Genomic DNA, 25,803 nt, shown 5'->3' on the forward strand with positions numbered 1-25,803 from the left:
ATCCATAATCAAGAAGACTAAATATAGTTTTCAGGGGAGCGAAGCTGCCTCAGATGAAAGCGGTAAAGGTGATTTCTTCGGGGGAATGCATGTTAGTCTTACTTTCTTAAATACAGAAAACTATCTCAAGCTAAAAGACTCTAAGTTATTAGCTAGAATTACTGACTCTAAGTTGCTATCTGATGCAACTGTTTATTATTTAGCTCCTAAGCTAAAAACATTATTGTCTGACGATATATTCACTGTCTCCTTCAAGATCAAAGAGTACAACAAGATTTATTCCAAGATAAAAAACATAAATGCACTTTTAAGTTATGCACATGATTCTCTGTGAAAACAATTAAATGCGAGCTTAAGAGCCAGAGAGGAGCCTCCCCCAGAGAAAACAGTTATTGATCAGTTTTGTCCGCAAGACAAATACTATGAATATCTAGCAAAGATAGGTGTAAAGGGGGAAGAGATTACTAACTTTGAAACTAAAGCAGAGCTAAATCACTTATCTTGTGCCATCTCTTCAATAATTAGTAGATTTAACTTCTTAGAAGAGATCTCTGAACTATCTAGAAAATTGCACTATAACCTACCATTAGGAGCTTCTCACTTGGTTATAGATGCTTTTAGAGAACTAAGACTAAGAAAAGAAACTTTGAAGGCTGAAGAACTTTGCAAGACTCACTTTAAAACCTATGAGAAAGCCCTTGCAGTTTAAGGTAAACTAATTAATAGCTTATGGATATGAATCTAGGAAAGACAACCTTACTCACTAGAGAGGAAGCTCTTGCTCAAAGAAAGTGAGTATTATTAGATGCTAAAAATGTTTACTTAGGTAGATTAGCAGTTCAAATAGCTGACTTATTAAGAGGAAAGGGAAAAGTAAACTTCACCCCATCTTATGACTGTGGAGAGTTTGTAGTAGTTATTAATAGTGACAAGATAAGACTTTCTGGGCACAAACTTACAGATAAGTTTTGGTATAGACACTCTGGTTATCCCGGAGGATTAAAGCAAAGAAATGGGAGAGAGATGTTAGAGCACTACTCTGACAAAATGCTTATGTTAGCTGTTAAGGGTATGTTACCTAGAAATAGATACCTTTCTAGAGCTTTACTGAACAAATTAAAGATTTATAAAGGACCAGAACATCCCCATACAGCTCAATTATCAAACAGCTAAGTTCTGAATTATTGTTTTAGTCATCTTATAAGAAGATAGGAAAGGAGAAGATTGCTTAATTAACTGATTCATAAACTTACTATTTATCTCTTTTAATTTGGGAATATCGTAGAACTTTTGAGGTAATTTGTATTTCTTTATGTGCTTAATTAGTTGAAGTACTAATCCTTCAGTGGAGGCAAGACCAAATAAGAGATAGCTTAGTTCTAGAGCTCTTTTTTGTCCTTCTTTGTCATTAACAGTTATGTACTCTAAGAAGGAAGGGAGAAAGAGTGCCAAAGACTTATAGTATTCAAGCTTAGTTAATTGAGTTAAATTAGCTGCTAATTTAAATCAAGTTCAATAATTTGATTTAGTCATAAAGTATCTTCCATCAAAGCATTTAGCTGCAATAACCATAATAATCTTTGCATCTATTAGGGATAAGGAAGGATTATTTTCTAGATAGTCAAGATATCACTCTATTGATTTAAGTTCTCTAACTAATCTCATTCTGTCTTCAGTAGTTAATTGACTATCAAAGTAACTGAATATAAGTCTGAAGAAGAGTAAATGCAATAATTCTTGTTGTTTTGATTTCTTGTACTCCAATAAGAGACTAGGAAAGTAAGCTACAAAATCAGAACTATCAATTGGATTAAAGAGGAAGATGGAGTTACCTCTTTGATTCTTACCAACCTTAACAGGCTTTTTAGTTAGTATCTGTTGATCGATTGTTTTAGTTGAAGGAAGTACTAGAGTTGGAACTGTAAACATAGAGAAGTAAGAAGATACTATAGTTCTTGAGGAATTAGATTGCATTCTTATACTTGTAGGCTTAATTAGTTTTCTAATAATTAGCTTTGCAAAGTCTATTAGTGAGTTAGAACCGACTACTAGTATAGAGTTAGTTCTGTGTTTGTTGCAGATTTTGACTATCTTTTGAACTACCTCTTTAGTTGGAGAAGGTTGAATATTGGTGTATTCATAGTATGGGATCTTGTTATCTTCTAAGAGCGCAACTATCTTTTTGTAACTAATTAATTGTCTAGTGTAAGAGTCATCAGAGAGAATCATTAAGCTATTTATATTTGCTTTTTTTAACTTGAACAGTAGAGATTTCTCTAGAGTATCTTCCCCAACTTCTCAGTTATTTAATAGGGGGATCTTTCTCTTGTCATTCTTTTGTTTCTTGGGGGTAGCAACTTCTTTGGTCGGACTTGTCTCTTCTTCTCTGTTTTTTCTTTCTTCCCTTACTCTAAAGAATTCTTCATAGTTAGGTTCTTGAAGAGGATCTAGATTGGAGTAGTTGTAGTCAAAGTTCTTTTTGTTGTCAGTAATTAGTGACTTGAACTTATTAAGTGCAAATTCATCTTGAATGGTATTTACAGTTACAGAAGAAGTTTTTGTATTAAAGGGTTTGAGTTGAAAGGAAGATCTTTGAAACTGAAAGAATAACTGACTATCTAATGCATTTTTGTAAATTGATTCTGAGATATCTTCTTTGGCTTTCTTTGGAAATAATTTATTAGTAGTTCCCTTTGCCTTGGAGGCTAAGGATGACATCTAATACATTCCTCTTTCTAGAGCAACTATTTTTTCTCTAACTGCTCTTTCCCAAGTAGCGAAACTGTGAATTAATAGATTCTTATTTCCTCTCAAGTCACTAACCTTTTCTTTCAACTCAGCAATTAAAGAAGGTAAGTTACTTCTAGCTTTAGAGAATAGAAGTTGAACAATATTTTCTTTCTTTTTGTTCTTAAATTCTGTTTCGTTCTTATCTAGACCTAAGAGTCTTATTATCAACTCCATGCTCTTGTCATTTCTAGCAGATAGTATGGAGATAAGTTCAAGTATTCTTTCTCTACAAAGACCTAAGAAATTTTCCTTTGCAAGTAAGTTTCTGAATTTAGCTCCTTGATCAATTAAGTTTTGATTTAGTTTTTCAGGAGCAATTGAGTTATCTTGAGGGGCTTGTAACTCTACAATAAAACCATTTACTTTTTCATCATGAATACTCTTTTCAAGAGTTAGATGGTAAACCTCCTTGAATAAGTTAAAGACACTTTGTTTGCAGTCCAATATGTCTTGAATAGCATCTCTCTTGAATTTCAAGAATAAATAAAGAAGGGCGCAAGCAACAACAACCAGACCAACAAAGAAACTGGTATAGGCTATCCACTCCATACTTGCCAACTCTAAATTACTTTATTAAAGATTATTTAATAAGAAAAATAAAGCTTATTAATTTTTAGCCTTATGTGCTCAACCTCTTGCTTTTAGTCAAGTATTCTTTTTATAAGTTTCTACTTGCTCCCTGTAAGAAGATTTTTGTCCAGTAGCACCCAATAACAAGTCAAATTTAGGAGATTTAATTACGTGATCCCCCCTTCTCTCCTTGCCCCTCAGAGGAACAATTGTTGAACTACTTCCTCCCCCTCCACCATGTATTCCTAGTAAGTTACCATCTTTGTCTGTAAATAGGCTACCAGAAGCTCCCCCTTCTAGTCTGTATTTCTTATTTATTCCTAATAGGTGGAAATGTCCTACATCATTTCTTCTTGTACCATTTCACTCTACTTTATAAATCCCTTTATTACCATCAGCGAACCCTCTAATCTTTTGTTGATTTGTATCATGATGTAATCCTGAATGATCATTCAATAATTTGTATCCCTCTTCCCTTTCTTCATCTCAACCTCTTGATTGTTCAAACTTTCCTTTATTTCCTTTTGGATAACCAAGCTCAAAGAAATTTTCTTCTAATTGTTGAATTTTTTCGGTGTCATATCTAACATCTAGAGGATCAGCGAATACATTTATAGCATCTGTTGATTCCACTCGATAATGGTCAGCAAAATTATTAGTTATTCTTCTTGCATAATCTTCTTCCTTGAATTTAATTTCTAGCACTGCAAAGTCTTTATAGTTGTTTGCTCTAATACCTAATTCTGGATTTTCTTCAAATAAATCAAAGGCTGCATAAAACAGCTTAGGTTCTTCCATTCTTCCATTTAGTCAACCTCCATATTCCGCCTTTAGCTCCGCACCATTTGAAGACTTTGCAAGATTTAGATCTGAATAACCATATTTATTTGATACATCACAAGTTGTTGTATTGTGGTCTCACAGAGATAATCTAGAGTACCAAGGAAGATAAGAATTAACTCTATGTGCTAACTTTCTTCTTAATCTTTGTGTTTCTTCAACTGAAGAAGGGAGAGATTGCTTGTAAGGGTTTTCAGCAAACTTATATCCATTTATTACATGTGCCGCAGTTGCAATATATCAAGTTGTTGGATATTTGTCAGCTCTTTCAGGAATTTCATAGTCTAGTATTCATCCTGTTCCAATACCACAGGATCAGAAGATTCTAAAGGAGTAATCATCTAGTTTCTTAAAAGCTTTTTCTGCTATTTCTCTATTAAGTCTTTTTTGCTCTTGCCAGTCTATTTCTTGTGATTGATGAGCTAGTGTTCCTGCAGATTCAGCCTCTATAGTTTGTCGATGAATATCATATGCATCTTCTTGAACTTGAGTCATCTCCATTCCCTCTGTAAGGAACTTGAAATCAGGTTCACTAGAAACATTAGGACTTCATAACTTATAAACACCAACAGCAGAGGAAGGAATGGTAACTAGAGTTAAAACTAGTTTTTTAACAAGTGCCATTGTTTTTTAAAAATAGTCTTTGAAAATAAATTTTACAAACTAATAAAAGAAATAAATAATTATTCAAATTCAATATTTATTGTTTGATTTTTACAAGCAAAGGATTGTTTATTGTCTCTAGAAGTTATTTCACAATCACGCTCAGGAACTAGATTTTCTACATCTGCCCATTTGGAGCTAAATTTAGGACTTAAGTCTTGTTTTGTGCTATCTTCAAGTGTGATTAATAAATTAATACTGCCTTTCTCCTCGCTTCTAGATAAATTCTTGACTTTCTTTGCAGTAACTAATGTTTTGGAATTAACTTCCTCGGGAGTGTTCATTTCATACAAGTAAAGAGAGGGAGAGGAACCGAAAGGGCATACTAATAATTCTTTTACTTTTGAAGAAAAATGATCGTTACTTGCAATTACTTTGCACCCCTCAGGAAGATATTTTCTTAAATTTGCACTCGAATCTCCCTGACCTCTTTGTATTTGATCAAACTCCTCTTTACTAATTTCAAATTGAATTTCTTTTCCATTTCTTGACTTTGATAGTGAAAGAGGGACTCCAACTGCAACGCCTGCGACTCCAGCAACAGTAATTACTTTTACTAATGTGGAAATAAGAAAGTTCATTGCAGATTTACTTTAACACTGAAACTTAATACTTAAAATTTATTGCTTTGTCTTAACTTTTTGCTTTTTATTTAGAGAAAGTAATCACTGCTTACCGAGCACAGTAATACTTTCAGATATCTCTCTTGACATCATCTCTTCTATATGAATTAGATAGTTTTTGAGAGTTTCTGGATCATTTGTTATAAGAGTAACTTCATATTCTTGTTGTTCCGCTGACCCTGAATTCACCAAAAAACTTAAGTCGGGAGAACCAATCATCACTGTTTGGATTTGATTATTTTTGAAAAAACAATACAACTGACCGTGATATTTAAAAGAACAAACCATCTTTATTTCCCCAATTCCTGCATTTTGTCATTGTTTATTAATTCACAAAACTTTTAATCTGAGCGACTTTGGCATGTTTTCAATTTGATACATACCTAGAACTAATGTAATGTTTTGGATGCTGTATTTTCTTACTAGCCTGTCTAGTTCTAGTAAAGAATCTGGAGAACAAAATCCTACCAGAATTATTAATTTGTCTGCCTTTTGCATTTCTTTTCTGAAATGATCATTAATAGTTTCGCTATCGTCTGTAATTAATAATGGACTCACACGAGAAAAAGAATTCTTTTATCGTAAGTTAAATAATTTAGATCACAAAAAGTAATTAAATCTTTAACTTTAGTTAGATGGAAAAGAAAGTTAAATGAGTTGAATTGGGGGAGATATGTGAGTTTCAGGCGGGATTAACCGCCAACAAGGAACAAATGTTGAAGGAAAAAGTTAATGAATGATGCAAGCCATTAATCAAAATAAATAATTTTGAATAGCAAAGGATGGTTGCGCTGTAGGAAAAATAGCTCTAAATGATACTCAAAAAAATTTATTGTTCTTAAACAATTTGTAAGTTAATTCCAAAAGAATCAATTCAGGAAAAATATTTGTTTTGTGTGTTATTTAAATAAGAGTATGGTTGGCGACGAACAACAAGACTTGTTATCTTGAAGTGAAATATGAAGAATTTGTGGTAATTCTGTACCAAAGCTCATTAATGAGCAAAGTGAAGGGAAATGATGAAAAGAATTTATTGAAGTAATTAAGCAAGAAGATGTTCAAGATCGCTTGTTTGAACACACAGAACTAAAGGTAAAAATAGAAGAAAAATGGGATTGAAGGGGGGAGAATGGTTTCATGCTAGATGTTGGTATAAAAGGGGAAGGTCCCAATAAGGAGAGCAGCGAAATCGAAGAAAGTTTTCAAATTACTTGATTTCACGATAAAAGGATTTTGTCTCACTATTCAAAGGAAGAGCAAACAGAAATTATTCAAGATTGTGTTTCAAAGGGATTAATAAAGCTAATGAAATATATTCTTAATTCAGCTCTTGCTTCAAATCCTCTTGAATCTTCTAAAGAAAATAAGGAAGATAAATTTTTACAAATTGTTTTTGGCTATAGCTATAAACCTAATAGCAAAATAATTAGTGGAAATGAAGATGAACGTATTCAAAAATTAAAAAACTTAGTTGAAGCTTGTATTGAGAAATACACTCAGGTAACAGAACAAAAATGAAAAGATGTTTATTTATATGATTGCGATGGACAAAATATTTCTTTCGCTAATGAAATAATAGATTTAATAAAAATAGTTAGTTCTGAAGGGCCAGAAGAGCTGTTATCGAAAGATTTTGAAAAACAAAAAACTATATTAGAGGCGTTAGCTAATCCAGAAAATTTATTGTTGCTCTTGAATTCAGATAATTACACTGAGTTAAGTTGCGATTGCATGAGATGAAATTATTTAAATAGCTATTTTCAAGGAAGAATCTATCCCGTGTCGTGTATGAAAAAAGGTTATGCTAGATTGTTGGATAAAAGAGCTTTAAAAATTAGGATTTGTTTTAATAAGTTCGTTCATAAAAACATAGATTCAGATGCTGATTCGTGTAAAGCAATATATGACATTTACACTTCCATATTTGAAAATTTTGCAGGATGCTTGCTTGTACCGAAAATTTAATTTTTAAAACTAATTTCACTCATTTTCATAATGTTTTTTAAATTCAACAGATTTTCTAATGACCTTTGCTTCTCTATCGACTGATTTATTTTTTTGTAAGATTTCCTCTTTAGTTAATGACCTTTTTACTATCCTTTCAACAACACTTTCAAGGGAGTTATATCTATCCTTAAGTCTTATGTGCTCAACCTCTCTTTCTTAGTCAGGTGTTTTTGTTATATTTTTCTACTTGTTCCTTATAAGAATTCTTTTGGCCTTCAGCACCCAATATAAAGTCATATTTAGGTGAACGTAAATCACCTCGCTCTCTACCCTCTATTTTGCTTTGTCTCAAAGGAGTTCAAAAAGATTGCAGATCACCCAGTTGACCTGATCCCTCAAGCAATCCTAATACATTTCCATCCTTGTCTACTATCATGCTTCCTGACGCTCCCCCTCTCAGCCTGTATCCCCAAGAATCACTTTTCATTACATAGTGATTTCCAACTTGTATTCTTTTTTTGCCTTTTTCTCAAGACATATCAAAAACTCTATAAGAATTAGCAAGCCCTCGAATTCTTTTTTTATCTTTGTCACTTACAAGATATCGTTCATCATCTGAAAGTCTTAAACCTCTACCTGTATTTGGATTGAAAGTGGTAGTATATTTTCATTTATCGCCAGCCCCACCAGGATATCCTAAATGATAGAAATCTTCCTCAGACTTATTCAACGCTTCTTCGGTATATTTTTCTGTTAAGGAAGGGGCAAAGAAATTTAAAGCTTCTTTAGATTCAACAGGATACTTAGTCGCAAAATTATTAGTTACTTTTCTTGCAATCTCTTCATCAGTAAATTCAATTTCGATAATCGCAAAATCCCGTTGTTGTTCAGCCTCAACATCTAATGAACTATCTTCATTTAAGAAATTGATTGGAGCATAGAACAACTTAGGTTCTTTGATTTTCTTATTGTGTAATAAACCTAAATCACTCTTATAGTTGAAATCGCTATCTTGTCTAATGATGGCAATGTCAAAATATCCTTGACGTATATTGGCTGAGCATCCCTTCATGCTCAATAAGCCAACTCCCGATCAATTAAATTGGCGTTTATGTTTAAGTGCTCTTAAGCTTTTGGTTGCCTCCTCAGAGACAGGCAAAATTTGTCCATAAGGATTTTCAACAAATCTTCACTTATCGACAACATGAGCAGCAGTTCCAAAATATCAGGTAGTTGGGTATTTTTCACCTTCCTTAGGAAGTTCGTAATCTAAAATCCAACCAGTTCCAAAACTACATGGGTGAACTAATTTAAAGGTATAGTCATTTAACACTTTATGAATCTTTTCAGCCTGCGCTATTCTCTTTTGTCTTTCTTCTTCTGAAATTAGATTGTTATTGGAATAAGTGCTTTCAGGAAGGTCTGCATAAGTAGCAGAACTATAGGGCTCAGTCGCTAAAAATTTTTGTGCTTCTCGGAAACTCTCTTTGTTTTCTTCTGTGGGTTCGGCATGCTCTACAGAACTATCACTTCTTGCTAGTGTTACTTTTTCTGAGTTGGGGGAGGTGATTGAATTACCACTCCCATAGATTAACTTCTTTGCTCCAACAATTGAACCAACAATGGCGGAGAATAAAACAGTTCCACTCTTTCAGGTAATAGGCATAAGTAACTATTTAATATCTATTATTTCTTTGATTTTATTTTTGCTTCGATATTTCTTGAGCAGTAGTCTCAATACTGTACAGTTACAAAAACTTTAAATTCTGTATTGCTCTCATCGATTCATAAGTTCAAGAAGAGCACTTTTGGCTTTTTTTATTTGTTCTTGACTTGCGGTATCAAAATAAGACGAATGAGGAAGTATATTTCTCAATCAATTACCTTGCAATATTTTGTCTTTTTCTTCCTCTAGTAATACTTCTTTAATATTCTCCCTTTCTTCAATTTTGAAGTTAAATTCTGAAATTATTTCATCTAATTCTTCGTTTTGCTTGTTTGATATAAAACCCTTCCATTCCTTATCTACAGAAAGATCTTCACGCTTTTCAGTCCCTTCTCATTTATCAATGAATTCATCTATTAATGGAGCACAAGATCTTATTCTGGTATTGCAATAAACCTTTTGCATAATCTTTTTCTTTTCCTCTCCTTTAGAAATAAGCCACAGTATGTAATTAATATCTACATTTTCAGATCTAATTAATTCAAGCGCTGATTCATCAATGTCTATTGGCATTTCTGTTTCAAAAACTTCTTGACTTGCTTTCCTTTGGGCTATTATTTTGTCTCTGCAACCTAAATACTTGATGTTGTAATTTACTTTCTCATCCGCAGAAAGCAATTCCTTATTTTTGTATTCAGAATAACAAGATAGTTTTTTGTGAGTTTTTAAGACTTGACAATATCTATTCATAAAATCCCCAATATCTTTGTCTTTAATGTTTGATTGTGTATTTGGATAGATTTGTCTAAATTCATCTATTAATTCTTTTGCGCTAGCATATTGTTTGTCAAAATTTGCCTCAAATAACATGCAAGGGGTGTTAACATCTCCTGTGGAACTAGCATACATACTTAACGCTTCATCTCTTTTTTCAGCTAAAGGCACAAAAGAAACAATATTCCCTACATCCTTAAGTTCGCTGTGTATTCTGTTAGTACGTGAAAATATTTGAATAAGATCGTGCGGGCTATTAATTTTTTTATCGATTCAAAGAGTATTAGGGCGGGGGAATCAAAACCAGTCAAAAACATAGCAACAACTATTAAGATGTCTATTTCAACATTTCTTAATCTTTTCGTTAAATCTTCTCTTCAAGTTTCATAACCCTTCCCGATATCAAATTTCAAATCAAACCCCGTTTTAAAGGTTTGGTTATAGTCTTCAATTATTTTTGATATAGCATCTATGTGTCCCTTAACATTCCCCGCTTCATCAGAACTTATGGAAAATATTGCAGAAATGACAATTCCAGTGTCTTTGGATTTTTCTTTGAATATTTCATAATATTCCAACAAATCTGCAATTGACTCTGCAACAAAAATAGAGTTGAAATGTTTTTTGAAAGAAGATCCTTTTGTTTTTCTTTCAAAGTTGTTTAATACCCAATCAACTATCTTTCTCTTTTTTTCTAATTTCTGATAAGGGAGCTGAACTTCGCGTTCAGTTGATTCTGATTTCTTAAATCTGACCTCATCATATCTTCAGGAAAGCACATTATTGTCTTGTAGGGCGTGTAAGAGGTTATAAGAGCATAGGGACTTGGTGAAGTATTTGTTGGTTCCTGCCTTGTCTTTTTCCTGCTCGTCTTTTGATTTTTGAGGCAAGATTGGAGTTCCGCTGACCCCAAAAATAAAACATTTTTTAAATCTATCTTCTGTAATTCTCCTCATTTGCCCCATTTCATCATCGCTACCCTGTGATCTGTGACACTCATCAAATATAAAAACCACCCTCTCTTGCAATATTGGTAATTCTGAGAAATTTTCATGTTTGCAAGCTTTATTTAGTTTTTGAAAAGTAGTGCTTATTATTCGACAACTAGACTTGTTTAGCTTTTGAATTAACTCATAAGTATTGTTGGTTTGAGTTTCTTTGTCAGTATCACCAAACTTGTGAAATTCTCTTTGAGTTTGTGAATCTAATACCTTTCTGTCTACCACAAAAATAACTTTTGAAATTCCTTCTATATTGGAAATCAACTCTACTGCCTTCCAAGAAGTTAAAGTTTTACCGCTACCCGTTGCGTGTCAAATATAGCCTCTAGCCTCTGGAGTTCCCTCTAATTTCTTTTCGATTCCAATTTTCACTTTCTTGACCATCTTTTCAACTGCGTTAATTTGATAAGGTCTCATAACCAATAACTTCTTATCTGTGGTAAATACACAATATTTAGTCAAAATATTGAGTAAAGCGTTCTTATTAAGGAAGTATTTGGTGAAATCTATTAATCCTAAAATTCTTTTGTTTTGGCTATCTGTTCAGTAGCTCGTTAATCTAAAATTCGTGTCTTCTGCTTTACTTATTCTTGCTCTCCTTATTCAAGCTAAATTTGAAGTGTTAGAGCAATATTTAGTTTCTAGGTGATTGGAAAAAACAAATAATTGGATAAATCAGAACAGCCTGTAAAAGCCAGATAAATAATCGTATTTGTCATATCTATCTAAATAACCAAATCTATTTTCTAATCTCTCCCCAACCTCAAAAAGTTCAATGAAAACCAAAGGCAATCCATTTACTAAGATGATTAGATTACGTTGATCTCCTAGAGGCTGAAAGACTTGTAAATGATTCTTATATACATGCTCTTTATCTATTAAGTAGATATTCTGTTCATCTTCATCATCTGTCTTTAAAGACTTAACGTAGTTTTTTTGAATTGTTTCAGTATTTTCTTCAATTGTTTTGTTTTCAAAATATTCCTCAAAGAATCAGTTTCACTCGGAGTCAGAAAATCTAAATTCTTTGTTTCTTCTTAAGCTATTGAGTCTTTCTATTTGTCTGCGAAGATTATCTTTTAACTCAAATCTATCTTTTATTTTTATGAGTTCATATCCTTGTTGTTCCAGTAATTCAAATAATCTTTCTACTTTGTCATGATACGTTGTGAAATGTTCAATATTGTCTTCAGGAGCCTCGTAAACCGCGGGAACAATATTTTCTTTCACCCAGTATTATTTATCTTTCATTTTTCTGACTAGGCTAAAACTCTGGTATTTCAACATCTTTTTCGCTTTGGTCATTATTTTGCAAATATTCTTTAATTTCTGTTATTACTTTGTTTAAATTTTCCTTTAACACTCTAATTTCTTCTTCTGCAAACGCCATTTCTTGATTTACTTTTGCAATATTTATTCCTTCTTTCTCTTCTTCAGGAAAAATATATTTATTGATAGAGAGGTTATATTCTTGCTCTTTAATTTCTTCATAACTTACTAATCTAGAAAAAAGAGGGATTTCCTCCCTCTTGAAATAAACATTCAAGATTTTTTTAATATTTTCGGAAGTTAATCTATTTTTCTTTTTTACCTTTAAGAATTCATTTCTTGCGTCAATAAATAATACGTCTGTCTCTTGTCTCCCCTTTTTTAAAACGAGAATACAAGTTTCAATTGATGTTCCGTAAAACAGGTTACCAGCCAAGGCGATAATAGAGTCAACAAAGTTATTGTCTAAAAGATATTGTCTAATTTTTTGTTCAGAACCTTGTCTATAAAACACACCAGGAAATAAAACTATAGCTGCAATCCCTCCTGAATTTCTTAAACAATGGCAGGAATGCATAACAAATGCTAGGTCGGATTTGCTCCTCGGTGCAAGTGCGCCGGCTACTGCATATCTTCGGTCAGCTATAATTTCCGGATCATCACTCCCCTTTCATCCCGCAGAATAAGGAGGATTGGAAATTATTGCATCTGTATCCATATGTTCTTTCGCGACTGGAGAAAGCAAAGTGTCTCCAAAAATAATATTGAAATTGCTGTAATTAATATTTCGCAAAAACATATTCATTACACATAATTTATGAGTTGTGGCATTCACTTCTTGACCGCATATTTTCTTTAGATGTCCCCCTCTCTTCTTAATCGCTTCTAAAAACTTAAGTAATAAAGCTCCCGATCCGCAAGCGGGATCATAAACCTTATTTATTTTGGTTCTATTATTTAAGGCTAATTCTGCTAATAGCTCAGAGACTTCTGCTGGCGTAAAAAAATCTCCTCCTTTCTTTTTCGCATCAGAAGCATAGTTATGTATTAAGTCTTCATAAGCAACTCCGAATAAATCAAAATCTTCCTGATCTCCTTTCGGGGCCCTCATATCATTAATTCCTTCTAGTATTTTTGCGATTGTTTTATTTTTTTGATCTACTGTCTCGCCTAATTTTCAGTTGTTATTCAATTGAATAATCGAAAATAATCCTTGAAAATTACTTTCATTCGAGCCTCCTCTCGCGGAATAAGAAATGTTGTCAAAGGCTTTTTTTAATCTTTCTTGTGCGTTATCTCTTGATTTTTTAAAAGACTCTAAAACATTTTCAAACAAATCGCTCGGTAATATAAAGTACCCTTTCTCAGTTCTCAGTAATTCCTTCATTCCCTCAGGAACTTCCTCATCTTTTAAGCTTGCATAATTGAAATTAGGATTGTTTTTTCTTTCGTTCTCATTAATTTCATTTCTTAATTTCTCAGAAATACATCTATAAAACAAAAAACCTAAAACATACTCTTTAAAGTCTCAATTATCTACTCTATTTCTTAGTTCATTTGCAATATCTCAATTTTTTTTTGGAAATGTTCTCCCTTAATTCCAGTTCAGTCATTAACCAATCAATCTTTCTCTATAGTACTTAGATTGTTGCTTTAATAAAAATATTTCTCTTGGTAAACCCTTAGTAATACTATTTGTTAACTCCCTAAATTTATCTAACCAATTGGCAATTTGTTTTTGTTTTTCTAGGGGAGGGAGAGGGATGTTTAGATTTTTGAAAGATTGTTGTTCTAAGTGCGGTATTGGGCCATGGGTTCTGCATTTACTAATTTGCTTTGATTTTGAAGATAGAGCATAGAAAAAATATCTCTGTTGAATTATCTCTTTTGGAATTAATTTGCATATTGTCGAAGAAAAACAAATTTCTTCTTGAGAATCGTTTAAAGTTATTTTTCCAACAGTACATCCATCTTTCGCCATCAAAATCTCATTGTGTTTTGCAATAAATCTATTTATGTTACGAAAATTATTTGGATCAATTCAGAACAATTCTTGAGTATTTATTCCGGAACCGCTAAAGTTTCCTATTTTTATTAAAGGAAGATAAGAATTATCAACATTTTCTTTAAAAATTTCTTTTTCTAGGGCCGGTAATCCGACCTGAATATCACAAACATTACCCAGTTCCACCATTCGCCCCCCCCTCATCAACTGCTCCAGATAGTACCTATACTGAGTTTTGTGCCTTTCTAATTGCCTTTCTAATTGCCTTTCTAATTGCCTTTCTAATTGCCTTTCTAATTGCCTTTCTAATTGCCTTTCTAATTGCCTTTCTAATTGCCTTTCTAATGACGAGAAGGTGTCAAGCCACTTAGCAATCTTCTCTTGCCGCTCCAAAGAAGGAAGAGGAATTTTTAACTGCTTAACTCTTTCAGTATCTAGAGCTGGTCTAACCCCCATAAATATGAGTGATTTAATTTTTGTTTGATTTTTTAATAGAGCGTGCAGTAAATACCTTTGATTAATAGCTTCTGGTTTCGGTTTCAGTTTTAAAAGGCCACTATAAAAAACATATGTTTTATTGGTATTGTTGTAACCAACCTTCCCAGATGTAAACCCTGTGTTTGCTAAAACAATTTCTCCAGGCAAGACATAAAAACGCTCAATTTTTGAAAATTGTTGTGGATTAAGTCAACTGTCATCCTTATTTATTATTTGTGTATTTTGTATATTTCCAATTTTTAATATTGGCAATAATTTACCATCAATATTTTCTTTAAATTGCATTTTTTCTGAGACAGTTAATCCTTTTACGAACTCACATATCTCCCCCAACTCAACTCACTTAACTTTCTTTTCCATCTAACTAAAGTTAAAAGTTTTCTTTTTTAGGAAATGACAAATATCAAACATTTCTAAGAATTCCCTCTTTATCTTTTTCTTTCCATCCGGTATTCATCAGAACCAACTTATCCATCCCATATTTCTCAAGCATTTCTTTAGTTATCATCCCCTCTCTCTTCTCATCTAAAGAAACATCTTCAATAGGCTTAATTAAACCTTTGGACACCAATCTACCTTTAATTCATCTTCCTAAAAACTGTTCATCCCCGAGCGCAACAAATTGTTTTCCATTATCTCCCGCAACACAAGCCTTAAATTCTTTTCCATCATCAGTTAATACATAAAACCACTTTCCTGCCCTCGGATAACCTCTTTGATTAGTAACCTTCTTACTTACCATTATTTGAATTTCTCATCAGCTTCTTGCTTTCTCCCCTTTTCTCGGTGGCAAGCCATAACAGGCATTTAAGTTGGATTTAGTGTAGTTCCCCCTTCGGTCATTAAATTTATTTTTTTCTGAAGGAACTTTTAAGGGAATAAGAAAACGATTTTTAGGTTTAAATTTGTAGATTTGTTTAGTCTTAGTCTCTTCTTTTATTGACTCTATGCCTTCTAAATCCTTTTCTTCGATTTCATTAATTTCCTCTTCATCCCCCAATATCTCTTGCTCATCTTCCACTATCTGTAATTTCTCTAATAAATAAGAGATGTTTTCTGAAAAAGATGATGTTTTCTGAAAAAGATGATGTTTTCATCTGAGAGATATGGAAAGATATTTGCTCTAGAATGGCTTTGTTTTTAAATAAAGTAGCCATTTCAAATTGTTTCTGTTTCATTCCTTGTCCCTCTAAAAAACTCAAATTAGCTGTTCCTAGAATGGCAGATATAGGTTGTTCGTCCTTGTAGAAACAGTAGAGCTTATTGTGATCTTTAAATGAATGAGTTAATCTAATCTCTCCAACTCCTTCTTTTATTCACTTTTCATTCAGTTCCACCACTTTTTCATATATTGTTTTTGGAAATCCTTCTAAGTAATACATTCCCAAAATCAAACAAACATTTTTAATACCTGTTTGGTTAATTAATTCATCTAGTTTTTCTAAAGAAGCTTTGGAACAATAACCTACTACTATATCTAGTCTGTCTGACTCTTTAATTTGTTCAAGAAAACAATCAACAATTGTTTTCTGATTTTCACCAATTGATATTTGCTTAAGGGCAGTAAATAAGAGATAATTCTCCTCCAAAACTACTAATTAAATATTCAAGGAGGCTGAAATTGAGTCATATTTAATTCCCGCAAAAAATTAATCTATTTCTGTTTTGAGGAATGTCATATTCCTTAAATTTGAACACATGGTGAAACTAAAGAATAGCCAAATTGTTTGTCTAAAGAGCTTTCTCCCTTTAGATTGATTCACTTAGGAACATTTTTTGCTACAAATTATTTAGCTTAAAGTTCCTTAAAGTTTTTACGGCATAAGTGTAAAGATTTCTAAACTTTTTCAGCTTCTAATCTTTTTTCTATTTGGCTGTAATCATTTCAGGGAAATACAAAAGTCAAAACATCTATAGGGACTAATTGACTTAAATGCGAGTCCTGTATATCCTCTCTATATACAAAGTTGTTCGGGAATGATGACAGATATTGTTTCTATATATTTCGCAGGTATCTTTGTCATAGTCGCCAGCTCATTGATGAACAATTTTTAAATTCGAGTCTTGCATGCCTGCATTTATCGTTCCTCAAGCTAACCCCCCTCAGGCCCACAAAATAACCCTCCAAATCTAAATTGCATTTTTAACTACTTAATAGCTTTCTACAAATCAAGAATAATTTGGATTAATTCTTTCGGGAATAACAACTAATCAGAGTTAATAGATCTTAATTATCTAATTACTATTGGTTTAAATTTCTCATTTCACTTTATTTTTTTGCCTTTAGAGTCAATAATTTCTATTTCGCAACCTTGTTTACCATGATATTTATTTGTTTCATCTTGACAACCTTTTAAAGAGAACTTAACACCTTCAAGACCCACACTTTCTTCTTCATTTCTTGCTTGTGTATATTCTTCAAACGTAAATAAAGATTTATCGCACATTACCATATCACCATATTTATAAGCATCATCTCCACCACCCGCCTCCCCTAATCTATTGTTGGTAGTTAATCTATTAACTGTTAAAACAAATCTAGACTCTCTTGTTCCAACACCAATGTCAATATTTTCGTGTAAATTCTCTTCCCTATATCTTTCGCGCTCTGTAATATTTTTTCCTCTACCTTTTATATAAGACCCCCTACCTTTTAATTGAAGTTCAGCACCTTCTGTAATTGTGGAAATATTTTCTTTGAATGTCAAGTAAACTGATAAATCTGAATCAAATCATTGTTCATTGCCGATTTTGTTTTCTAGTTTTGGTCTTTGACTACAAGTAAATAAATAGAACTTATTATTAACTCCTACTCTCCAAACATTTGAAGGATCTAACTCCAAAGAAGAGAGGGAAGAAACACCACTTATACCGACAAAACCTCCAACAATCGCAAAAAGAACCTTTGCCCCCCCCCAACATAAAGGTCTGTTAATTAAATTAAAAGCTCTTCCCTTCTTGTTTTTATTTTTCTAATCTTTTTCTTCTTCTTTTGTGCAACCGACAACTACACAAAGACAACAAAATTATTAAAAGAATTTAATTTTCTTAAGGTTTTCAATGATTTGAAAAAAGTTATTATTAGAAATTGTTGCATTGGGTGGTTTTGGTGGAGGAATAGGTGGTTACTTTAATCACTCGGGGGGGGGACATTCAAGTAGAGAGGGATAAAGATTCTTTTCTTTTCAATTCCAACAATTCCTTAAATGTCAAAAAAGCAGTAAGTAAAGATATAAAAAGAAACTCAGGTTTAGTTAAAGATCTCAACCGTACATCTCTAGGAGTCTATAGATGACAAAGTGAAGGGGTTAGCGAAGACATTCTCTTTGTTGAAGGATGAGATAATGCAGGACAACACAAAACCATTGAGAGCAAAAAACATTCTCAGGCGGAAAGAGAGTTATGAGGAGGTAGAGACATAACTTACGGTAATAGTTGATTTGGACCAAGAAGCACTAGTATAGAGTTAGACAACTTAGAGAGGGCTGGAGAAGCTACAAAGAATAGTCAAAAGAATTACTGAACTGAGATACAAAAATCAGGAAAGTATGTAACCAAAGAAGATCTAGAAGGATTACAAGAATATTGAAAAAAGAGAAACAAAGCTCTGGAGGAAGATATCTTTGGTCTATATCATGGTTGAGAATGATGGGCTGATAAGTTTGGAAAGAAAAAAGATGGAAAGTTAGTAGACCTAGAGTTTGATCTTTCAAAACTTAAAGATATGTTGGGTAAGACTGAGGCAGAACTTAGAGATAGTCCTTGAAATTATGGACAAGTATTTCAAAACCCTAAACTAGCTAAAGTTAGATTTTTTGGGGATGTTGAAGCTACAGCCTTTAATTATCTAAAGAAATACATTTGACCAACCTCTCCAAAAGTTCAATCATTGTCAGAAAAGAATATCCTTCCTGCTATTGTGGAACTTTTGTTTGGAGGAGACAATACTGGTTGAAATTGCCAAGAACCAACAGCAACCGATAATTCACTTCAAAGCAAATTCTTTGGAGAATGTGTGTGAAATACAAGAAACAATGGAGACTGAAAAGTTAAGAAGGTACTTAAATCGGCCTATAAAAATAACAATGGGTTTTGAGTACCTCAAAAAGGGCGCGGAGGGGGTTGAAATGGCCAACAAAAACTAGAAGACAGAGAAAAAGATCAAGTATTAAAAATGGATTCTGTTCAAGAAACAGGACTTTTAGATGAGAAATGTGAAAAAGATACTTCTTGATGGGGAGTACCAAGCTGAAGTGATCCTACCAATGGAATTCGTCGTGAAGTCTGTGACCAAATCATAAGACCTTGGTTTGGAGATACAGTTAATGACAAAAGACTTTGCTTAATTGAAGTTAAAGATTATTCTTATCACTTAAGACTTCAAACTTACTTAGAAGTATTGCAAGTGCCTGCTTGACTAAGCAAGAATACCTTTTGAACTAAGTGTTCTAATTACAGAATCTAAATCTTTAGATTTTTATTAGTTTTTAGTAAGTTGTATTAGTTTTGCCGATACTAGAGAGGATCTATTTCTTAAAGCTAGAACAGATAACAAATTAGATAGAGTTTCTGCATCAGGGTAAACAGCATAGTTAAAGAAAAACTTTATCTATTTAAAGATACAGAATTTTCTTCATTTTTTCACTTGCAATCTTCAAATATTTTTCTTTTCTTCCCGACTTCTAATCTACACTCTTCCCCTTCAATACTTCCTTTAATTCTTCTTCATTTAACTTTTTCTTGTTCACCTTTTTTCGATGACACTACCAACCCCCAACATTCACTACTATTCTTTAATAACCAATATTTCTCTCCCCCAGTTTTACCTAGATATTTTCAATTACCACTTCATTTATATTTCGCTTGCCCATTCCCGCCCCCAGAACTACTACCGTCATTCCACGTTCAACCTCCACTTCCTGTTCCGTTGGTAACTTCACTTGCTTTAATCCCTTTTACTTTTTGATATATTTCTTTACCTCACCCAGCTTTTACTTCAGCAACTCTTTTATCTTTTGATTGCCCCCCCCGCGTACCAACAATTCACTTAAACCTCCAACTCCAATACCACCCCCACTAACAATCATTACAATCACTTTTCCCAGCATTCCTTTTAAGCCCAACATAACTGACTTTTCTTTTTACAAATACTAAATTACTATAGGCTTAAATCCATCTGCTCACTTTAATTGTTTGTCTCTTTGATTAGTGTTAATTACTATTTCAAAAGCTTCACGGCCCTTGTATTCTCTGTACTCTGACTTTTTTAATTTAAAAGTAACTTTGTTTAATGGAATATCTAAGAAACCCAAACTCGAAGCATGTCCATCCACATCAAAAATTTGATTACCACACTTTATGGTGTCTCCAAAAACTTGAGAATCCTCCCCAGAACCAGTTTCACCTATTTTGATACCATGGCTACTTTTTGTTAATACATAATCGCTGTCTCCGCCATCTATTGCTGAGCTCTGAAAACTAATATCTTTATATCATCTAGGAATAATAATTTTGTTGCCTTGTCTCCTTTCGCCATATCCTTCAGCTCACAATTCAAGATCAGTATTTTCTGATATACCATTACTTTTTGGGCCTTTAATAGTTAAATAGATTCATAAATTTGAGTTAGTTCATTTTTCCTTTTTGTCATATGGGTTATTAAAGCAATTAGATAAATAGAACTTATCATTAGCTCCTACTCTTCAAACATTTGAAGGATCTCAATTTAAGGAAGAAAGTGAGGAGAAGCCCGCAATACCTGCGGTTCCACTCAAAACAAACAATATAGGCTTTAAGAAAAACATAGAAATCTATTAATTAATTTTTAAAAGTCTTTCCAATAAATAAGTATTTTTTTTCCCCCAAAACAAATTAATTTTTCTTTTCACCCTTCAGCAATTAAAAGTTCTCACCCTCTATATCTTTCCTGTTAACTTTTTAACTACTGAGAATTACTTTTGAAGAATTCCATATTTTGTGGATATTGCCCATTACAACCTAATCTTCTGGAAGTTGTTACATCACCTGTTATTTTGCAATTCCTGTTAATTTCATCTCCGAATACAGAATTTCAGATTGTATTGCTCGCATTAATTGTCTTACTTTCGCCATCAGAGAAGGTTACAAGAAATTTATGTCCATGACCATCGCCATTTTGATATGTGACATTTTTTACTTCTTTAGGTAAGTTAACTGAATCTGCTGTTTTTACAAAAAAGTAAAATCTTGCAACCTCAGAATCTTTCTTAACTCGACAAGCTAATAGTTTTGCCGTTTCTTCACCGCCCTTTGAAAGTGTTCCTTGAACTGAAACTCAACAATTGTTTTCAAAATCACCAATTGATGTCAATCTAATTTGTCCTTCGCCCCCCCCGAACTTGGTAGTCATAGTAGGATAAGCTATTCCTGCACCAACTACTGGAACCAAAGTCAATAATGCAAGCTTTCCTATTATTAAAGACATTTGGTTTTGCTTATCTCTTTACAAATAATTAAATATAGTGTTTAGAGCCTTTTCACCCTAAAACCCTAATATGGCAACATCTCACTTTGTTAGAGCTTTTCAAATTTTTTCTGGCTCCGGAACTATAGCGGTTGTACCCTTCGCAACACAATTTGCAAATAAACAGTCAAAGATTAGTCTCAGAGAAGACACAAGATTAATGTCTGATGACTTTAGGAGGGAACAGGAAATACCAACCCCTCAAGCACCAATTACAGTTCCGAAAAAACCAAGCAATGAAGGAGAAAGCATAATAGAAAAAGCTATAGAAAAAATAACAGAAGCAGGAGAGGGGGCGAAGAAAGGAGGAAGGGGATTTGGATGTTTTTGAGCCTTTTCTATATTGGAATTTCTTTTCTGCTTTGACACGGAATTAGAAGAGACCTCCCCATTTTTATTCCATTTCTCTTGAAAAAATGGTGCTAGAAGAAAAGTGGAAGAAAGATTAAAAATGGTAGATGTCATGCCAACTTCACGAACAGTGCAATTTAAAAATGGAGGTTCTGAAGATATATCCCTACAATCAAGAACTCATTTTTCTTGAGTTTGAAAATTTCAACCAGAAAAATTTATGCCAAGTAAACATTGCAAGATTATTAATGTCGGCCAACAAGGAGATTACAAGTTAATTTGCGATACTCCACAAAGAACACATACAAATCCTGTATGAACTAAAAATGTTTCTCAAGGTCAAGTTGTAAAGCCAACAATATCTCTACAACCCAAAAGTTAGTCTCTTAAAAATATCTCTTAAACCACCTTATTAATCAATCAAAAGGCTTTTAATTGCCTTACATAAAATGGCAATAAAAACTTAGGTCAAAATCATCTTTGTCTCTTTTAGCCAGAACCACTCAAATTTTTTCAGTTTTTGGAGTCGGAGCAACAATTCCCTTTACCACCCCCTTCACAAAAAATCGAGCATTAAAAAATTTGGAAAAAGACATAAGAGTGATAAATGAACCAGTTCAAGAGCAAGAAGTAAGTGATCCTAGACTAGAAGAACAAAAAGATCTACAACAAAAAGAAGTCTTGCAAGAAGTTAAGAAAATTTTGGAGAAGGGTGGCGGAAAAGAAGATCTAAGATGTTTCTGAATGCCAAAACAAAATCAAAGAATAGGATTGGAATTTCTAATGTGTGCATATATGGGGGAATTAAATGCACCAATTCTATTTCACTATGACGTAAGAAAGAGTTTGGGAAATAGCAGGCAAGTAAGACGAATAGAGAGTATTACTTTCTCTAATAGTCCAACAAAAATGAAATTTAAAAATGGAGAATTGGTTGATGTTCCGAGAACAGCAAGGCTTTACCTTACAACTCAATTGTTAAAAAAACACAGTATTTTAATTCCAGAAAGTAACTGTAAGATCGAGAAGAGTTCCAAAAATTACCAATTAATTTGTTCTGATAAGAATCTAGGAGAAGTTGAATTAGACAAATTACACCAAAATAATCACACTGTACTAACTAAATAATTTCAATTCACGAAATTAATTAAAGGGAGTTATACAGTGTGATTATTTCTAAAATAGCCAAATATGGCTGCCTTCTCAGTAATAAGAATTTTGCAAACATTCGCAGGATTAGGCTCTGTGGCAACCACTCCCTTTGTGATGAAATTTGTGAGTAAGCAAGGAATAACTAATTTTGGAAATGTTGCAAGAAAAATTACTGACGGAGAGGTGGAACCAATTAAACAAGACAATGAAAATGCTATGGATAAGGCAGTCAAAATGATGACACAAGACGGAGATGATGAAAATAATGCAGGTCGAAAAGGATGTTTCTGAATGCCTTCTGTGTTTCCAATGGAATTATTTTTCTGCTTCAATATCGACAAACTAAATTCATTATTCTTATTTCACTTTGACAAGAAGGCTGGAAATACTTGAGAAGAAAGATTAAATCGAATAGAAAGCATCACTACAGCCCGCCCAACCATTTTGCATTTTTCTGGAAATAAGAATAAGTCCTTAAATCCTCGCTTAAGAGCGCCTCTCGCTTGGATGTTGAAAGAATCGACTTTTGCGCCAAACAGTAAATGTCGAATAGAAAAGCAAGCTAATAAACAAGATTACAAATTAATCTGTGATGTCGTACAAGGAGCCGGAAATAAAGATCCTTGAGAAAAACATGTTTCTCATATTGAAGTTCACATACCAGAATTTCAAGAAAAAATAAAAACTTAGTATTTTGCTTGAATTAATCACATAACTAAATAGTTACCCTACACGCATGATTTCTTTAGTTAAAAGAACTTTGCAAATATTTGCAGGTTTAAGTGTTGGCTCGACTATACCTTTTATGTCTTCAATTTCTGGAAGAACAGAAGAAATTAAGTTACCTAGAGGCGATGATAGAACAGTCTCTAACGATAAGCAAGAAGAAACACAAGAAGTCAAAGAGGTTACAGAAAATGTCATGTTGAGCGCAACAAAAAGAATGGAAGAATCGGGAAAAACTGGAGAAAAAGGGTGTTTTTGATTATTTGAAGAAAGAAGATGATTGGAGCTATTTATATGTGTAGATATGAAAACACTTGGTTCTCCAACTTTGTTTCACTATGCTCGAAGGGAAAGGAATTTATCTCAAAAAGAAAAATTAAATGAAGTTAGTGAGATAACTTATAACGGTACCTCCACTTTGAAAATGACATTTAGCAATAACAGAACTATAGAGATGCCTCGTTATTTATCCTTGTCTTTTGCGTGATTGAGGCAATGGGGAACTGGTTTGTTTTTTCAAAATCATTGCAATATTTCTAAAGATAGAGATACTAAAACACATACTTTGACTTGTGATAATTTGAAAAAATCTGGAGGCAGGGAATTTACAAAAAAAGTGAATCCAGAATTACCACATAATAGCAATTAAACTCTATTAATTTCTGGAGTTAAGGGTAAGTAGCTTTAGTTGTCTGTCGGATCAAAACTTCTTCAATTCGGTTCAATAATAGGAGCAGTCTCTTCTGCCCCTTTAATTCCTGCTCTTACAGAAGAGAAGGCAGTTGCTGAGTTAGTTTCAGTAGTTGCGGGGGGGGCGAAGTTTCAGAACCTACACCAACCATTCCCGATGTAATTCCTAAACCTGAACCTTTACCACCAACAACACCCAAGACAGAAGAAAAGAGCACCCCAGTATTTAAACAAGCCATGAAAGAAGTGGTTGAGGAAAATGGAGGAAAGCCAGTTACTGGATTGGGATGTTTTTGAATTCCAAATCTGCCCGGAACAGAATTATTCTTCTGTTTCGATAGAGAAGATTCTGGGATTTCTCCCTATTTATTTCACTATTCCTATAAAGGGAGAGGGACAGTAAATGACAGATTGCAAAAAGTTTTGAGTATGACCGTAACAGAAGCAAAACTTAGAGGTGATAAAACCGTAAAAATATCTAAACCTCTGCAAATACACCTGCAATGGATACGAAGTAAGTGAAAAGACTCTATTTTTGAACCAAGCAAATATTGCAGAGTAACTAAGAAAGAGGGTGGAGGTACCTATCTTTTAACTTGCTCTCCAGACAATTCAACTAATTTGCGCCCGTGAAGAGAAGTTCCTAAAGGCCAAGTAGAAGTTGCAAAACCACAATTAATGGAAACCGCTTAAATTTTTCACTTCTTTTCTACTTAAAATTGCTGTAAATTCGACAATCCTGTTTTAAGCCTTGTCTGCAATAACTAGGATTGCACAAATCTTTTCAGTTTTTGGAGTTGGAGCATCTGTTCCACTTACAACCGTATTCGCTAAAGATCGGTTAAAGCGTATAACTTTCTTACGACAAGCGGGGGGGGATACTAGAGTTGTTGAGATACAAAAAGAACAAACAGCGATGGAAAAAGCCACACAACAATTAAATGAAGCGCACGGATCTTCTGGTGAGATGAAATGAGGTTGTTTTTGATACCCAGATTTTCAAGGACTAGAACTATTTTTCTGTTTCGACCAAAATAACCCAAAGTCACCTACCTTATTTCACTGAAAAGGGCCTAAAGATAAAACAGTAAGTTGAGTTCAAAGCATTGAAAAGCCCACAACGTTGCACTTTAAAGAGGGAGGGTCTCAAAAACCAATAAATAGAAAATTGCAATCTTTGTTGAGCTGAACTCAAAAATGATCTAATGAAAATCCTTTCAAGCCTAGTGAACACTGTATTATTAATCGACATAAAGTAAAAGACTACCAATTAATTTGCAATAACCCAAGCCCAGAACAAGCAAAAATCAAGAATCCTGCCTGAACAAGAGATATTTCTGGAAATCTTGTTGTAGAACCCGGAGTAAGTCTAAAAAATAAACCTACCTAAATATTGCGAATATAAAAAATACAGCCACTCCAACTGAAATAAAGATTGTTGCTCAAATCTTGTAAAGATCTTTAGCTCCCTTCTTATCTACTACTTTTCTAGATAAATAGGAATCTACTTTATATTTCTCAAATAAAGGAAAGAACTTCTTAAGCTTATCTTCTGCTATATAGTACTAAAAAATCTTTTTATTTCTATATTGACCACACTTACATACTCTGTGCAATCTAACTTGTTCAGCACATTTAGGACATCTAGTCAAAGGGGCTAAGGAATGAATTCCTAAATGAGAATTTCTCATTCCCTTTCTTGATTTGGAAACTCTTCTGGGTGATACTGCCATTGT

General features: G+C 33.2%; 30 protein-coding genes. 12 read left to right on the forward strand and 18 right to left on the reverse strand.

Translation table 4 applies throughout. The annotated features are described in order from the left end of the window. Positions 1-7 precede the first annotated feature (7 nt). The gene (locus WEN_RS00590; protein WP_274506153.1) at positions 8-709 is read left to right on the forward strand and encodes a ribonuclease HIII; all 702 of its coding nucleotides are present in this window, start codon (positions 8-10) and stop codon (positions 707-709) included. A 26-nt stretch (positions 710-735) separates the two neighbouring features. Continuing rightward, positions 736-1,173, forward strand: a complete 438-nt coding sequence (gene rplM, locus WEN_RS00595) for a 50S ribosomal protein L13 (RefSeq protein WP_014849627.1) — start codon at positions 736-738, stop codon at positions 1,171-1,173. Here rplM and WEN_RS00600 read toward each other — a convergent pair. Genes WEN_RS00600 through WEN_RS00620 form a run of 5 tightly spaced genes read right to left on the reverse strand, consistent with a single transcriptional unit; the run spans position 1,159 to position 6,044 of the window. Beyond that, positions 1,159-2,718, reverse strand: a complete 1,560-nt coding sequence (locus WEN_RS00600) for an iron-containing alcohol dehydrogenase (RefSeq protein WP_014849628.1) — start codon at positions 2,716-2,718, stop codon at positions 1,159-1,161. The genes rplM and WEN_RS00600 overlap by 15 nt on opposite strands. Beyond that, positions 2,719-3,348: a hypothetical protein gene (locus WEN_RS00605; protein WP_148267985.1), complete on the reverse strand. Its 630-nt coding sequence runs from the start codon at positions 3,346-3,348 to the stop codon at positions 2,719-2,721. It lies immediately after the preceding gene. 48 nt (positions 3,349-3,396) lie between these two features. Then, positions 3,397-4,824 carry an MIP family Ig-specific serine endopeptidase gene (locus WEN_RS00610; RefSeq protein WP_014849630.1) on the reverse strand — a complete coding sequence of 476 codons (1,428 nt, stop codon included), beginning with the start codon at positions 4,822-4,824 and terminating at the stop codon, positions 3,397-3,399. Positions 4,825-4,883: 59 nt separating this feature from the next. Next, positions 4,884-5,444 carry a hypothetical protein gene (locus WEN_RS00615; protein ID WP_014849631.1) on the reverse strand — a complete coding sequence of 187 codons (561 nt, stop codon included), beginning with the start codon at positions 5,442-5,444 and terminating at the stop codon, positions 4,884-4,886. A gap of 39 nt (positions 5,445-5,483) precedes the next feature. Beyond that, complete coding sequence (locus WEN_RS00620; RefSeq protein WP_014849632.1) at positions 5,484-6,044, reverse strand: restriction endonuclease PLD domain-containing protein; 561 nt, start codon at positions 6,042-6,044, stop codon at positions 5,484-5,486. 77 nt (positions 6,045-6,121) lie between these two features. Between WEN_RS00620 and WEN_RS03710 the strand changes: the two genes are divergently transcribed. Beyond that, on the forward strand, positions 6,122-6,262 hold the full coding sequence (locus WEN_RS03710) for a hypothetical protein (protein ID WP_158308812.1): 141 nt from the start codon (positions 6,122-6,124) through the stop codon (positions 6,260-6,262). A gap of 139 nt (positions 6,263-6,401) precedes the next feature. Beyond that, positions 6,402-7,451 carry a hypothetical protein gene (locus tag WEN_RS00625; RefSeq protein WP_014849633.1) on the forward strand — a complete coding sequence of 350 codons (1,050 nt, stop codon included), beginning with the start codon at positions 6,402-6,404 and terminating at the stop codon, positions 7,449-7,451. Between the two features lie 169 nt (positions 7,452-7,620). Here WEN_RS00625 and WEN_RS00630 read toward each other — a convergent pair whose 3' ends face one another. The 8 genes from WEN_RS00630 to WEN_RS00665 form a co-directional block, all read right to left on the reverse strand. After that, positions 7,621-9,099: an MIP family Ig-specific serine endopeptidase gene (locus WEN_RS00630; RefSeq protein WP_014849634.1), complete on the reverse strand. Its 1,479-nt coding sequence runs from the start codon at positions 9,097-9,099 to the stop codon at positions 7,621-7,623. A gap of 93 nt (positions 9,100-9,192) precedes the next feature. Next, positions 9,193-10,146, reverse strand: coding sequence for a type I restriction endonuclease subunit R, EcoR124 family (locus tag WEN_RS00635; protein ID WP_420794730.1), 954 nt, complete (start codon positions 10,144-10,146; stop codon positions 9,193-9,195). Continuing rightward, a complete protein-coding gene (locus tag WEN_RS00640; RefSeq protein WP_014849636.1) occupies positions 10,062-12,104 on the reverse strand; it encodes an HsdR family type I site-specific deoxyribonuclease in 2,043 nt (680 codons plus the stop codon). The genes WEN_RS00635 and WEN_RS00640 overlap by 85 nt, the downstream gene beginning before the upstream one ends. Before the next feature lie 34 nt (positions 12,105-12,138). Further along, the gene (locus tag WEN_RS00645) at positions 12,139-13,707 is read right to left on the reverse strand and encodes a type I restriction-modification system subunit M (RefSeq protein ID WP_043911242.1); all 1,569 of its coding nucleotides are present in this window, start codon (positions 13,705-13,707) and stop codon (positions 12,139-12,141) included. A gap of 48 nt (positions 13,708-13,755) precedes the next feature. After that, positions 13,756-15,006 carry a restriction endonuclease subunit S gene (locus WEN_RS00650; RefSeq protein ID WP_014849638.1) on the reverse strand — a complete coding sequence of 417 codons (1,251 nt, stop codon included), beginning with the start codon at positions 15,004-15,006 and terminating at the stop codon, positions 13,756-13,758. Positions 15,007-15,016: 10 nt separating this feature from the next. Next, positions 15,017-15,667, reverse strand: coding sequence for a phospholipase D-like domain-containing protein (locus tag WEN_RS00655; protein ID WP_052304243.1), 651 nt, complete (start codon positions 15,665-15,667; stop codon positions 15,017-15,019). Beyond that, the gene (locus tag WEN_RS00660) at positions 15,624-16,235 is read right to left on the reverse strand and encodes a restriction endonuclease PLD domain-containing protein (RefSeq protein WP_043911245.1); all 612 of its coding nucleotides are present in this window, start codon (positions 16,233-16,235) and stop codon (positions 15,624-15,626) included. The genes WEN_RS00655 and WEN_RS00660 overlap by 44 nt, the downstream gene beginning before the upstream one ends. Positions 16,236-16,877: 642 nt before the next feature. After that, positions 16,878-17,489 carry a hypothetical protein gene (locus WEN_RS00665; protein ID WP_014849639.1) on the reverse strand — a complete coding sequence of 204 codons (612 nt, stop codon included), beginning with the start codon at positions 17,487-17,489 and terminating at the stop codon, positions 16,878-16,880. A 278-nt stretch (positions 17,490-17,767) separates the two neighbouring features. Here WEN_RS00665 and WEN_RS00670 point away from each other — a divergent pair, with 278 nt between their 5' ends. Continuing rightward, on the forward strand, positions 17,768-19,111 hold the full coding sequence (locus WEN_RS00670) for a hypothetical protein (RefSeq protein ID WP_014849640.1): 1,344 nt from the start codon (positions 17,768-17,770) through the stop codon (positions 19,109-19,111). A 140-nt stretch (positions 19,112-19,251) separates the two neighbouring features. Here the strand turns inward: WEN_RS00670 and WEN_RS03715 are convergent, their stop codons facing one another. From WEN_RS03715 to WEN_RS00680, 4 genes are all read right to left on the reverse strand, one after another. Then, positions 19,252-19,410 carry a hypothetical protein gene (locus WEN_RS03715; RefSeq protein WP_158308813.1) on the reverse strand — a complete coding sequence of 53 codons (159 nt, stop codon included), beginning with the start codon at positions 19,408-19,410 and terminating at the stop codon, positions 19,252-19,254. 227 nt (positions 19,411-19,637) lie between these two features. Next, positions 19,638-19,772: a hypothetical protein gene (locus WEN_RS03920; RefSeq protein ID WP_274506148.1), complete on the reverse strand. Its 135-nt coding sequence runs from the start codon at positions 19,770-19,772 to the stop codon at positions 19,638-19,640. A gap of 24 nt (positions 19,773-19,796) precedes the next feature. Further along, on the reverse strand, positions 19,797-20,450 hold the full coding sequence (locus tag WEN_RS00675; protein WP_014849641.1) for a hypothetical protein: 654 nt from the start codon (positions 20,448-20,450) through the stop codon (positions 19,797-19,799). Between the two features lie 137 nt (positions 20,451-20,587). Further along, positions 20,588-21,109 (reverse strand): hypothetical protein, encoded by a 522-nt coding sequence (locus tag WEN_RS00680; RefSeq protein ID WP_014849642.1) that lies wholly within the window; start codon positions 21,107-21,109, stop codon positions 20,588-20,590. Between the two features lie 70 nt (positions 21,110-21,179). Between WEN_RS00680 and WEN_RS00685 the strand changes: the two genes are divergently transcribed. From WEN_RS00685 to WEN_RS00710, 7 genes are all read left to right on the forward strand, one after another. Further along, on the forward strand, positions 21,180-21,881 hold the full coding sequence (locus tag WEN_RS00685; protein ID WP_014849643.1) for a hypothetical protein: 702 nt from the start codon (positions 21,180-21,182) through the stop codon (positions 21,879-21,881). 98 nt (positions 21,882-21,979) lie between these two features. Beyond that, positions 21,980-22,627 (forward strand): hypothetical protein, encoded by a 648-nt coding sequence (locus WEN_RS00690; RefSeq protein ID WP_014849644.1) that lies wholly within the window; start codon positions 21,980-21,982, stop codon positions 22,625-22,627. A gap of 63 nt (positions 22,628-22,690) precedes the next feature. Then, positions 22,691-23,341, forward strand: a complete 651-nt coding sequence (locus tag WEN_RS00695) for a hypothetical protein (protein ID WP_014849645.1) — start codon at positions 22,691-22,693, stop codon at positions 23,339-23,341. Positions 23,342-23,387: 46 nt separating this feature from the next. Beyond that, a complete protein-coding gene (locus tag WEN_RS00700; RefSeq protein WP_014849646.1) occupies positions 23,388-24,026 on the forward strand; it encodes a hypothetical protein in 639 nt (212 codons plus the stop codon). A gap of 39 nt (positions 24,027-24,065) precedes the next feature. Continuing rightward, positions 24,066-24,230: a hypothetical protein gene (locus WEN_RS03720; protein WP_158308814.1), complete on the forward strand. Its 165-nt coding sequence runs from the start codon at positions 24,066-24,068 to the stop codon at positions 24,228-24,230. Positions 24,231-24,304: 74 nt separating this feature from the next. After that, the gene (locus tag WEN_RS00705) at positions 24,305-24,760 is read left to right on the forward strand and encodes a hypothetical protein (RefSeq protein ID WP_014849647.1); all 456 of its coding nucleotides are present in this window, start codon (positions 24,305-24,307) and stop codon (positions 24,758-24,760) included. A 58-nt stretch (positions 24,761-24,818) separates the two neighbouring features. Next, positions 24,819-25,457, forward strand: coding sequence for a hypothetical protein (locus WEN_RS00710; protein ID WP_014849648.1), 639 nt, complete (start codon positions 24,819-24,821; stop codon positions 25,455-25,457). Between the two features lie 175 nt (positions 25,458-25,632). Here WEN_RS00710 and rpmF read toward each other — a convergent pair whose 3' ends face one another. Next, the gene (gene rpmF / locus WEN_RS00715) at positions 25,633-25,800 is read right to left on the reverse strand and encodes a 50S ribosomal protein L32 (protein WP_014849649.1); all 168 of its coding nucleotides are present in this window, start codon (positions 25,798-25,800) and stop codon (positions 25,633-25,635) included. Positions 25,801-25,803 lie beyond the last annotated feature (3 nt).

The organism is Mycoplasma wenyonii str. Massachusetts (assembly GCF_000277795.1).
Classification (GTDB): Bacteria; Bacillota_I; Bacilli_A; order Mycoplasmatales; family Mycoplasmoidaceae; genus Eperythrozoon_A; species Eperythrozoon_A wenyonii.